The 11,462-nt window shown below is 71.6% G+C and carries 11 protein-coding genes; 7 read left to right on the top strand and 4 right to left on the bottom strand.

Annotated elements, in window-relative coordinates:
• Positions 1-132: 132 nt before the first annotated feature.
• A complete protein-coding gene (gene sepH, locus ACFWBW_RS36790) occupies positions 133-1,149 on the bottom strand; it encodes a septation protein SepH (protein WP_385382534.1) in 1,017 nt (338 codons plus the stop codon).
• A gap of 538 nt (positions 1,150-1,687) precedes the next feature.
• Here sepH and ACFWBW_RS36795 point away from each other — a divergent pair.
• The gene (locus ACFWBW_RS36795; protein ID WP_385382537.1) at positions 1,688-2,542 is read left to right on the top strand and encodes a hypothetical protein; all 855 of its coding nucleotides are present in this window, start codon (positions 1,688-1,690) and stop codon (positions 2,540-2,542) included.
• A 4-nt stretch (positions 2,543-2,546) separates the two neighbouring features.
• Here ACFWBW_RS36795 and ACFWBW_RS36800 read toward each other — a convergent pair whose 3' ends face one another.
• Both ACFWBW_RS36800 and ACFWBW_RS36805 read right to left on the bottom strand, forming a co-directional pair.
• The gene (locus tag ACFWBW_RS36800) at positions 2,547-3,881 is read right to left on the bottom strand and encodes a D-arabinono-1,4-lactone oxidase (RefSeq protein ID WP_385382540.1); all 1,335 of its coding nucleotides are present in this window, start codon (positions 3,879-3,881) and stop codon (positions 2,547-2,549) included.
• A complete protein-coding gene (locus ACFWBW_RS36805) occupies positions 3,826-5,088 on the bottom strand; it encodes an MFS transporter (protein ID WP_385382543.1) in 1,263 nt (420 codons plus the stop codon). Before ACFWBW_RS36805 ends, ACFWBW_RS36800 begins: the two co-directional genes overlap by 56 nt.
• Before the next feature lie 165 nt (positions 5,089-5,253).
• Between ACFWBW_RS36805 and ACFWBW_RS36810 the strand changes: the two genes are divergently transcribed.
• A complete protein-coding gene (locus ACFWBW_RS36810) occupies positions 5,254-6,429 on the top strand; it encodes a ferrochelatase (RefSeq protein ID WP_385382546.1) in 1,176 nt (391 codons plus the stop codon).
• Positions 6,430-6,493: 64 nt separating this feature from the next.
• Entirely contained in the window at positions 6,494-7,297 is an 804-nt protein-coding gene (locus ACFWBW_RS36815) for an inositol monophosphatase family protein (RefSeq protein WP_385382590.1), read from the top strand.
• 124 nt (positions 7,298-7,421) lie between these two features.
• Here the strand turns inward: ACFWBW_RS36815 and ACFWBW_RS36820 are convergent, their stop codons facing one another.
• A complete protein-coding gene (locus tag ACFWBW_RS36820) occupies positions 7,422-7,595 on the bottom strand; it encodes a hypothetical protein (protein ID WP_204357838.1) in 174 nt (57 codons plus the stop codon).
• A 269-nt stretch (positions 7,596-7,864) separates the two neighbouring features.
• Between ACFWBW_RS36820 and ACFWBW_RS36825 the strand changes: the two genes are divergently transcribed.
• The 4 genes from ACFWBW_RS36825 (at position 7,865) to ACFWBW_RS36840 (ending at position 11,439) form a co-directional block, all read left to right on the top strand.
• Positions 7,865-8,518 (top strand): response regulator transcription factor, encoded by a 654-nt coding sequence (locus ACFWBW_RS36825; protein ID WP_112451148.1) that lies wholly within the window; start codon positions 7,865-7,867, stop codon positions 8,516-8,518.
• 5 nt (positions 8,519-8,523) lie between these two features.
• Positions 8,524-9,768, top strand: coding sequence for a HAMP domain-containing sensor histidine kinase (locus tag ACFWBW_RS36830; protein WP_243331627.1), 1,245 nt, complete (start codon positions 8,524-8,526; stop codon positions 9,766-9,768).
• Positions 9,769-10,152: 384 nt separating this feature from the next.
• Entirely contained in the window at positions 10,153-10,449 is a 297-nt protein-coding gene (locus ACFWBW_RS36835) for a DUF4193 domain-containing protein (RefSeq protein WP_112451146.1), read from the top strand.
• 12 nt (positions 10,450-10,461) lie between these two features.
• Positions 10,462-11,439, top strand: a complete 978-nt coding sequence (locus ACFWBW_RS36840; protein ID WP_385382551.1) for a hypothetical protein — start codon at positions 10,462-10,464, stop codon at positions 11,437-11,439.
• Positions 11,440-11,462: the final 23 nt, after the last annotated feature.

Consider the following 11,462-nt stretch of genomic DNA (forward strand, 5'->3'; position numbering starts at 1 on the left):
AGGCGCGGTGCCAGGCGCCGCGAGCCCGGCCTGATCGGCAAGACACCCCCTAGGGCCTGCCGTCACTTCGGATCCTGCCCGGCCCCCCGTGTCGGGGACCGGGCAGGATTCCTGCTACTCCTGCTACTCCTGCTACTCCTGCTTCTTGCGGCGGGTGCCGAAGACGATCTCGTCCCAGCTCGGCACCGCCGCGCGGCGGCCCGGACGGACCCCGTCGGCCTCCGCCTGCCGGTCGGTCGTGCCCGTCAGCCGGTCCCGGTGTCCCGCCACGGTGCGCGGCATCAGGACGTCCGCGTACGCGGAACCCGCACCGGCCGACGCCGAGGCGGCGGGCGGCTCCTCCACCTCCGGCTCCGTCACCGGCTCCGGAACCACCATGTCGCCGCGGAAGCTCGGTACCGCCTCCAGCAGGGCGGTCAGCGTGTCCCGCTCGTCCTCGGCCTCCGGCTCCGGCGGGGGAGGGGGCGGGGTCGGGCGTTCCATCTGACGGTCGAGCGCCCGGTCCAGCGGACGGTCCCGGGGCAGCCGCGCGATCCTCGGCACGAACGGGAAGCTCGGCTCCGGGGTCGCCGGCAGGTCGTCCGACTCGCCGATCAGCGAGCGGGCCTCGTCGTCCACGGCCACGACCAGCCGGCGCGGCGGGTCGTACGTCCAGCTCGCCGAGTGCGGTTCGCCCGCGACCCGGTAGACCAGCAGGACCTCCCAGGTGCCGTCGTCGCGGCGCCAGGAGTCCCACTGGACGGATTCCTTCTCGGCCCCGCGCAGCGAGAGCCTCTCCTGCACGGCCTCGCCGAGCTGGGGTCCGGTGTTCTCGCCGGGCCGGCGCACGGGGGTCTTGCGGGCACGCTCGGCCATGAACGCGCGCTCGGCGAGCACGGGGCCCTCGAAGCGGCGTACCCGGTCGACGGGGATGCCGGCCATCTGGGCGACCTCCTCCGCGGAGGCACCGGCTCGTATGCGTGCCTGGATGTCGCGGGGGCGGAGGTGGCTCTCCACCTCGATCTCGATCTGGTTCAGGCGCGCACGGTCGTTGCGCACGGCAGCCCGGAGACGCTCGTCGATCGGAAGCGTGTACTCCGTGCTGTCCGCAGCCTTGAGCACCAGTCGTGTGCCGTCATTTGAGACGGCCACGACACGCAGTTCGGGCATGGGGACCTCCCGGGTGGTGCCTGCCGACGTCACGTGCGTCGCTGCTTCCGCTAGTCGAGTGTGGCCTGCCCGGGTGCAGCCTGCCACTACCTTGCCGAGTTAAACCGGCGTGTCGGGCATGCGCCCTTGATCGCTGTTATGGCACGGTTACCTGTTGGGCACGCACAGTGACCGAACGATTACTGTGCGCAGCAGGATCCCGTGCAATACCGCGGCATCGCCGGTCTCGAGTGCCGTTTTTCCATCTGCCGGCCCCCTCTCCCGAGTCCGGACATCCGAAAGGAAGGACGGCCCCAGGGCTCGCCACAGTACTCCATTCGGGCCACCTGGGTGGACCGCCGCGCCGCCGAACTTGTCTCGGACGGCGGGAGTTGGCCTGCCCTGGATCGGGTCCACATCCGGCCGGACCTGGGCGTGCGTCCGTTTTCAGGTGTCCTGCTTCACAGAATCTCCGGAAACGGAACTATCCGTTTCGCTGATGTGTCAGTAACGGGAGAAGGCGTTGGAGCGCGAAGGGCAGGACACGCAGGGGATGGCGATGGGTCAGAAGACGGTGCTGGACGTCGAACCGGAGCAGGAGAAGGAGAAGAAGAAGCTCGATCTGAGCGCGGCTCAGGTCGCGGGTTCTTCCCTCGCGACGGTCGCGGCGGCCCTGCTCGCCTCGCAGATGGGCGTCTACGGGACCATCCTCGGCGCGGGCGTGGTGAGTGTGGTGGCCACCGCGGGAGGGCCCGTCATCCAGCACTTCTTCCGTCGCACCGGCGACCAGTTGCGCGAGACGGCCCGGCCGAAGGCCCGTCAGGTCCCGGTGGACGGGCCCGGGTCCGGTCCCGTACGCAGGGCGCCGGACGGCACGATGCTGCTGGGCACCGTCCCGGCCGGGCCGCCGCCCGACGAGAAGCCCGACGGGGAGTTCGGCGAGGCGACGGTCCACGGCAGCCGGAGGCGGGGCTGGAAGCGGACGGCCGTGGCCTCCGGCGCCGCCTTCGTCATAGCCCTCGGCGGCCTCGGGACCTACGAGGCGGTGGCCGGCACCTCGGTGAGCGCCGACGGAGGCACGATCCTCACCGGCGGAGTCGGCAAGGCCCGCGACCACAAGCCGGATCCGCAGAAGGACCCGTCGGGCACCGGAACCGGTACCGGCACCGGCGAGAAGGGCGGGAAGACCCCGGACACCGGGAACTCCCCGAGCCCCTCGCACTCGAAGGGCGACCCGAGCCCGAAGCCCGACCCGGACCCTTCGCCTTCCCCGGACCCGACGCCCACTCCGACACCGACTCCGACGCCCACGCCGAAGCCGGACCCGACTCCCACGCCCACCCCGACTCCCAGCCCCGGCACCGGCAAGCACACGCCGAGCGCCGGGGCCGGCGAGGAGTCCCCGGCCCCCTGAGGGCTCAGTCGCCCAGAACGCGCCGCAGGTAGTCGTTGCCGAACACCCGGTCCGGGTCCAGTCGGTCCCGGAGTGCGGTGAACTCCCCGAAGCGCGGGTACACCCCGGCGAAGTACTCCGCGTCCCGCGTGTGCACCTTGCCCCAGTGCGGCCGCCCGCCGTACTCGGTGAAGATCCGCTCGGCGGCCGTGAAGTAGGCCTGGTACGGGGTGCCCTTGTACATGTGCACCGCGATGTACGCGCTCTCGCGGTCCGAGGCCGTCGACAGGGTGATGTCGTCCGCCGGAGCCGTCCGCACCTCCACCGGGAAGCTGATCCGCAGGCCGGAGCGGTCCACCATGGCCTTCAGCTCCCGCAGCGCCTCGACGACGCGCTCGCGCGGAAGGGCGTACTCCATCTCCACGAACCGCACCCGGCGCGGGCTGGTGAACACCTTGTACGGGATGTCCGTGTAGGTGCGCGCCGACAGGGCGCGGCTCGCGATCCGGGCGATGGAGGGGATGGCCGCCGGTACGGCGCGGCCGAAGGAGTTGACGGCCTGGAAGAGGCCGTTGGACAGCAGCTCGTCCTCGACCCAGGCGGAGACCGCTCCGGGCGGGGCGGCCGGGCCCTGGCTGCGGTTGTTGCGCTTGGTGTTGCAGTTGCCGGTGTGCGGGAACCAGTAGAACTCGAAGTGCTCGTTCTCCGCGTGGTGCTGGTCGAACTCCGCCGTCACCCGGTCGAAGGTCATCGGCTCCTCACGGGCGGTCAGGAAGAAGAGCGGCTCCACGGCGAAGGTGAGCGAGGTGACCACGCCGAGCGCGCCCATCCCGAGGCGGGCCGCCGCGAAGACGTCCGGATTCTCCTTCTCGGAGCAGGTGAGCAGCTCCCCGTTCGCCGTGACCAGCTCCAGGCCGCGGATCTGGGCGGCGATGGAGGCCGAGTCGCGGCCGGTGCCGTGGGTGCCGGTGCTGGTGGCGCCCGAGACCGTCTGCTCCATGATGTCGCCCATGTTGGCGAGCGACAGGCCCTCCTTGGCGAGGGCCAGGTTGAGGTCCTTGAGGACCGTGCCCGCCGCCACGGTGACGGTGCCGGCGGTCCTGTCGATCGCCTGGATGCCGGCCAGCGCCTGCGGGCGGATCAGTACGCCGTCGGTCGCCGCGGCCGCGGTGAAGGAGTGACCGGTGCCGACCGCCTTCACCTTCAACCCGTCCCCGGCGGCCCGGCGGACCGCCTCCCGGAGCTCCCCGACCGATGCCGGGGTGACCACGCGCACGGGCGTGGCGCTGACGTTGCCCGCCCAGTTATGCCACGCGGCGGTCCGTGTCCCGCTGCTGCCTGCTGTCCCCGTCGTCGCCATCGTTGGAAGGCTCCTCCCCTTGCGCCGACCTCGTCAGCCGGCGGTAACCCGCGAACGCAACCGCCGCCGCGGCGGTCCCCGCCGAGATGGAGACGACGTACCCGGTCTTCGCGCCGGCGGCGTCGATGACCCAGCCGGCCACGGAGGAGCCGAGCGCTACCCCGACCGCGAGGCCGGTGCTGATCCAGGTCATGCCCTCGGTCAGCTTCGCGCGTGGTACGTGCGCCTCGATCAGGGCCATCGTGGTGATCATCGTGGGAGCGATGGCGAGGCCCGAGACGAAGAGCGCCACGGCCAGAAACGGAAGGTTCCCGGCCAGTAGGAGGGGGATCATACTCACGGCCATCGCACAGATGCCCAGCACCCACCTGCGTTCCGGCTTGCCCTTGAGGTGCAGCAGGCCGAAGACGATGCCCGCGAGGCAGGAGCCGACCGCCCAGACGGCCAGGATGAAGCTGGCCCATGCCTTGTGCCCCTGCTCGTCGGCGAAGGCCAGCGTGACCACGTCGATGGAGCCGAAGATGGCGCCGGTGGCCACGAAGGTGGCCATCAGCACCTGGAGTCCGGGGGAGCGCAGCGCCGAGGTCCGGTCGGCGTCCTCGCCGCGCGGGTGCGGGGCCGGCTCGGTGGCGCGCTGCGCGGTCAGCCACCACACGCCCACCAGCAGGCAGACCCCGGCGACCAGCGGACCCGCCTCGGGGAACCAGGTGGTGGAGAGCCCGATGGCCAGGATCGGCCCGAAGATGAAGCAGACCTCGTCCAGCACGGACTCCAGGGAGTACGCCGTGTGCAGTTCGCGCGGCGAATCCCGGTAGATGGCCGTCCACCGCGCTCGGATCATCGAGCCCACGCTGGGGACGCAGCCGGCGAGCGCGGCGAAGACGAAGAGCGTCCAGTCGGGGGTGTTGTTGGCCGCGCACAGCAGCAGCCCGGAGATGGCCAGGAGCGCGAGCAGGGTCGCCGGCCGCAGGACGCGGCGCTGGCCGTACTGGTCGACCAGGCGGGAGACCTGCGGGCCGATCGCGGCGGCCGAGAGGGCGAGGGTCGCGGTGAGGGCGCCGGCCAGCGAGTAGCGGCCGGTGAGCTCGGAGATCATCGTCAGGATGCCGATGCCGACCATGGAGAGCGGCAGCCGGCCGATGAGGCCGGCCGCGCTGAAGCCCCGGCTCCCGGGGGCGGCGAAGATCGCGCGGTAGGGACTGGGCAAGGTGCCCTCCGTAAGGGACGTCATTGGCCCATACAGGTTACGGCCGCGTACGGGCCGCCCGCCTGATGAAGCCGCGGGCGGGAAGGGGGGCCCGGCCCGCGGTGGAGCGGTCCGCAGGACGGGCCTGTTTTCCGCGGGGCGGCGGTGGGTGGCAGGATTCGAAGCATGTCTGACCAGCTCCGCGCCCCCGCCGCCGGCCCGGCCGAAGGCCCCGCCGCCCCCTACGACGCCCTCCTGCTGCTGTCCTTCGGCGGCCCCGAGGGGCCCGACGACGTCGTGCCGTTCCTGGAGAACGTCACGCGCGGGCGCGGCATCCCGCGCGAGCGGCTCAAGGAGGTCGGGCAGCACTACTTCGGCTTCGGCGGCGTCAGCCCGATCAACGGCCAGAACCGCGAGCTGCTGGACGCCCTGCGCAAGGACTTCGCCGGGCACGGGCTGGACCTGCCGGTCTACTGGGGCAACCGCAACTGGGCCCCGTACCTGAACGACGTGATGCGCGAGATGGCCGCCGACGGGCGCCGGCGCATCGCGGTGCTCGCGACCAGCGCGTACGCCTCGTACTCCGGCTGCCGGCAGTACCGCGAGAACCTCGCGGACGCGCTCGCCCTGCTGGCCCGGGAGGGTACTGCCGAGGCGGACCTGCCGAAGGTCGACAAGCTGCGGCACTACTTCAACCACCCCGGCTTCGTGCAGCCCATGATCGACGGGGTGCTGGCCTCGCTGGCCGAACTGCCCGGGGAGGTCCGCGGCGGGGCGCACCTGGTCTTCACCACGCACTCCATCCCGATCGCGGCCGCGGACGCCTCCGGCCCCGTGGAGGAGCACTCCGCGGACGGCGAGGGCGGCGCCTACGTCAAGCAGCACCTGGACGTCGCGAAACTGATCGCCGACGCGGTCCGCGCCGAGACCGGCACCGAGCTGCCCTGGGAGCTCGTCTACCAGTCGCGCAGCGGCGCCCCGCACATCCCGTGGCTGGAGCCGGACATCTGCGACCACCTGGAGGCCCTGCACGCGGCGGGCGCCCCGGGGGCCGTCATGGTGCCGATCGGCTTCGTCTCGGACCACATGGAGGTGCTGTACGACCTCGACACGGAGGCGACGGCGAAGGCCGCCGAGCTGGGGCTGCCCATCGCCCGCTCGGCCACGGTCGGCGCCGACCCCCGGTTCGCGGCGGCGGTACGGGACCTCGTGCTGGAGCGGGCCGCGGCGGAACGGGGGGAGAGCGTGGAGCGTTGCGCGCTCGGGCTCCTCGGAGCGAGCCACGACCTGTGCGCGGTGGGCTGCTGCCCGGCGCGCGGGCCCCGGCCGGCGGCCGCGGGCGTGGACAGCCCGTACGCGTAGCCGCCGGTGTGCGCGGTGAAATGCCGCAGTGAAGTCCGCAGAAGTCGATGAACGGGAGCCGGGCGTGATCTCCGAAGAGCTGAAGACCGAACTGCTGGACGTGGCCCTGGAGGCGGCCGGCCGGGCGGGCGCGCTGCTGAGGGACGGGCGGCCCGCCGATCTGGCGGTCGCCTCGACCAAGACGAGCCCGATCGACGTGGTGACCGAGATGGACATCGCGGCCGAGAAGCTGATCACCGGCATCCTCGGGGAGCGCCGGCCCGAGGACGGGCTGCTGGGCGAGGAGGGCTCCGAATCGGCCGGCACCAGCGGCGTGCGGTGGGTCATCGACCCGCTCGACGGCACGGTGAACTACCTCTACGGGCTGCCGACCTGGGGCGTGTCCATCGCGGCCGAGTACCGCGGCGAGACGGTGGCCGGGGTCGTGGCGGCGCCGATGCGCGGGGAGACGTACCACGCGGTGCTGGGCCGCGGAGCCTGGCTGGGCGGTGTCCGCCTCGCCTGCCGGCCGGCCGCTCCGCTGGACCAGGCGCTGATCGGCACCGGGTTCGCGTACGTCCAGAGCCGGCGGGCGCACCAGGCCGACGTCGCGCAGCGGATCATCCCGCTGGTCCGGGACGTCCGGCGGGGCGGTTCGGCGGCGATCGACCTGTGCGACGTGGCCGCCGGACGGCTTGACGGGTACTGGGAGCGCGGACTGAACCCCTGGGATTTGGCGGCGGGCGAGCTGATCGCGCGGGAGGCCGGCGCGGTGACGGGCGGCAGGCCCGCAGAGCCCGCCTCGGGAGAGCTCGCGCTGGCCGCGACCCCCGCGGTGTTCGCCTCGCTGCAGCCGTTGCTGGAGGAAGCCGGGGCCTGGCACGACTGAGCGGGCCGGCCCCGGGCGGGCTCCGGGGCGCTCCGGAGCACCTCCGGGGCACCGGGGCATGAGGGAACCCCGGCGGCCGGGTGGCGGCCTCCGGGGTCCGGGGGTGTGGGTACGGCGGCTGGAATCAGCAGGCGGAGACGGTGACCGGAACGCCGTGATCGGCTGCGATGCGCTGGAGGTCTTCCAGCTCAGCCTGTTCCACTTCCACGAGGAAGTCGTCGCCCGTCTCGCGAGCCTGCCTGAGGTCCGACTGCGTGCTCCTGATGCGCTGCAGGAGACCCGCGGTGAATGCGTCCATGGTGGGTTCGCCCCCTCTTCGTGGGTCGGCGGCGGCACGTGGCAGTGCGCCGTCAGGGAGGTGTTCGGGGTGTGAAGTCGTCCTCCCCGCCGCCCTGGCCCCAGAAACCTCGTAAGGCAAGGGAATCCTCACTTCCCCTCACTTCCGTCCCGCGCGTCACCCCCTGCCTCACCCCCGAGCAGCGTCTTACAGCCGGTTTACCGGCGAAAGGGGCAGGATGGAGGCCACATGACACGCCTGCCCTGACGGGCTCTGAGGAAGGAAACGACGTGCGCGTACTCGTCGTCGAGGACGAGCAGCTGCTCGCCGATGCGGTGGCCACCGGACTGCGCCGGGAGGCCATGGCCGTGGACGTCGTGTACGACGGCGCCGCGGCCCTGGAGCGCGTCGGAGTGAACGACTACGACGTGGTCGTGCTCGACCGGGACCTCCCGCTCGTGCACGGCGACGACGTGTGCCGGAAGATCGTCGAGCTCGGCATGCCCACCCGCGTGCTCATGCTGACGGCCTCCGGCGACGTGAGCGACCGGGTCGAGGGCCTGGAGATCGGGGCGGACGACTACCTGCCCAAGCCCTTCGCGTTCACCGAGCTGACCGCCCGGGTACGGGCCCTCGGCCGGCGCACCACGGTCGCGCTGCCCCCCGTGCTGGAGCGCGCCGGCATCAAGCTGGACCCGAACCGGCGCGAGGTGTTCCGTGAGGGCAAGGAGGTGCAGCTGGCGCCGAAGGAGTTCGCGGTGCTGGAGGTCCTCATGCGCAGCGAGGGCACGGTCGTGTCCGCCGAGCAGCTCCTGGAGAAGGCGTGGGACGAGAACACGGATCCCTTCACCAACGTGGTGCGCGTGACGGTGATGACGCTGCGCCGCAAGCTCGGGGAGCCGCCGGTCATCGTGACCGTCCCCGGTTCCGGCTACCGGATCTGACGCGGGTGGCCGCGACCCCGGCGCCACCGGCGGCGCCACCGAAACCGACCTGGGACCCCGGCCAGCCCGAGGGTCCTTTCCCTTGGCTGCGGCCGACCATCCGGATACGTCTCACGCTGCTGTACGGCGGGATGTTCCTGATCGCCGGCATCCTGCTGCTGTCGATCATCTACCTGCTGGCGGCCCAGGCGCTGCGGCAGGGCAACGCGCTGCCGTTCACGATCGTGGGCGGCGGCCCGATCCAGGTCACCAGCAGCTGCCCCGGCGTGAGCGGTACGGGCCAGATGCCCGACCAGTTCAACGCCGCGATCAACACCTGCATCCTCGAACAGCGCCGGCACGCGCTGGACGACCTGCTGAGCCGCTCGCTGATGGCTCTGATGGGCCTCAGCATCATTGCCTTCGCCTTCGGCTACGCGATGGCCGGACGGGTGCTCTCGCCGCTGGGCAAGATCACCCGCACCGCCCGCCGGGTGGTCGGCTCCGACCTCACCCGGCGGATCGAGCTGGACGGCCCGGACGACGAGCTCAAGGAGCTCGCCGACACCTTCGACGAGATGCTCGACCGGCTGGAGCGGGCCTTCACGGCCCAGCAGCGGTTCGTGGCCAACGCCTCGCACGAGCTGCGGACCCCGCTGGCCATCAACCGGACGCTGCTGGAGGTGCACCTCTCCGACCCCGGGGCTCCGGTGGAGCTCCAGCAGCTCGGCAAGACCCTGCTCGCCACCAACGAGCGCAGCGAGCAGCTGGTCGAGGGCCTGCTGCTGCTGGCCCGCAGCGACAACCAGATCATCGAGCGCAAGCCCGTGGACCTGGCGGAGGTGGCCTCGCGCGCCCTCGACCAGGCGCGCGGGGAGGCGCAGGCCAAGGGCGTGGAGATCCGCGGGGAGCGCGCGCTGGCCGTGGTCCAGGGCAACGGCGTGCTGCTGGAGCGGATCGCGCTCAACCTGGTGCAGAACGCCGTGCGCTACAACGTGCCCGAGGGCGGCTGGGTGGAGGTCACCACCGAGGCCGTGCACGGGCAGGCGGTCCTGCTGGTATCGAACACGGGTCCCGTGGTTCCCGCGTACGAGGTGGACAACCTCTTCGAGCCCTTCAGGCGGCTGCGTACGGAGCGCACCGGCAGCGACAAGGGTGTCGGGCTCGGCCTCTCGATCGCGCGCTCCGTGGCGCGCGCACACGGCGGGAGGATCCAGGCGGTCCCGCGCGAGGGCGGTGGCCTCGTGATGCGCGTCACTCTGCCCCTGTGAGGGCGACCACCCCGTGTTCGCTGTTGGCTGAATGCATGGGTCATGAAGGCAGTGACTTCTGTGCGATCGATCACAGTGTCGAGTGTCCGTCCCTATGCGCTCAGTGACCTTGGCGGGGCCGGAAAGCCCGGGAAGTCCGGGTTTCCGGCCCCCCTAGCGGCGGGAAATACATGGGGTGGCGTTTGTGCAAGACGGCCCCCGGACCGTGTACGGTCCCGGTCGTCATCCCAGCCAATCGCTCTTCTGAATGTGCGGCTGGGTGTCGATTGAGTAACAGACCTTGATGTGAGGCAAAATCTCCGCCTCAGGTCGGGCACAAGTCCGGCCTCTCGCGCGTTACGTGCGCTGAGACACCCGCTAAATCCCAGAGGGGGAGAGCGAACTATGGCAACGGACTACGACACCCCGCGCAAGACCGACGACGACGTAGACAACGACAGCATCGAAGAGCTGAAGGCTCGTCGCAACGAGAAGTCGTCCTCGAACGTCGACCTGGACGAAATCGACAACGCCGAGGGCCTCGACCTGCCCGGCGCAGACCTCTCCAACGAGGAACTGGCCGTACGGGTCCTGCCGAAGCAGGCCGACGAGTTCACCTGCACGAGCTGCTTCCTGGTGCACCACCGCAGCCAGCTGGCCCGCGAGAAGAACGGTCAGCCGATCTGCCGCGAATGCGACTGAGAGGCGTCGGCCGTGACTGGCTCGACACCATTTCGGAAGCGACGCTTCCGAAAAGCTGGTGATCCGGCGGAGACGCGCGAGGGAACCGAGGGCCTGGAAACAGGCCCTGGAGCCCCCGGCGTACCCGCCGTGCTCCCCGACACCGCCGAGGCGGTGACGTCGGCCTCCGAGGCCGGCGAGGGGCCCCGGAAGCACTCCGGGGTCCGTCGGCTGCAAGCCGTCAAGAACGGTGTGCGCAAGGGCGGCGAAAGTGCCAGGGCCGCCGCCCTTTACCTCACCGACCGAGTCATCGAGAACGCACCGCGCGTTCCGGTTCGGGACCTCGCGACCCTGCGCGCGCAGTTCCCGGGCCTCGGGCCCGATCAGCTGGCCGACAAGCTGATCTCGGGCGCCGCCAACGCCACTTCCACGGTCGGCGCCGGGATCGGTGCCGCCGCCATGCTGCCGGTGCCCCCCGCCATGCCGGCCGAGCTGGCCGCCGAGATCACCGGGGTCGCCGCGATCGAGCTGAAGCTCATCGCCGAACTCCACGAGGTCTACGGCCTGCGGCCGCCCGGCAGCCTCAAGGAACGCAGCGTCGCCTACCTCACGTCGTGGACGGAGGAGCGCGGGGTCGACCTCACCAAGCCGACGACGCTGAACGCCGCGCTCGGCGGGCAGATGAAGCGCGAACTGCGCCAGCAGATCACGAAGCGGATGTTCCGCAACCTGCCCAACCTGATGCCGTTCATGGTCGGCGCCGCCGTCGGAGCGGTCATGAACCGCCGCGACACCCGCAAACTCGCCGAGAAGGTACGTGCGGACCTGCGGGCCCGCTCCGTGCCCTGGAACGCGCTGCCGCAGCTCCCGCCCCTGGAGCGGCCCACCGAGGCCCTTCCCGAGGCGGCCAGGGCCGCCGTCGAGGGCCGGATGTTCGACCCGCGGGCCATCGACCCGGGCCCCGCCGATCCGCGGGCCGTCGACCCGAGAGCCGCCGATCCGCGGGACTGACCCCGGCCGGGGTCAGTCCCGGC

Source organism: Streptomyces sp. NPDC059957, assembly GCF_042730015.1.
Taxonomy (GTDB): domain Bacteria; phylum Actinomycetota; class Actinomycetes; order Streptomycetales; family Streptomycetaceae; genus Streptomyces.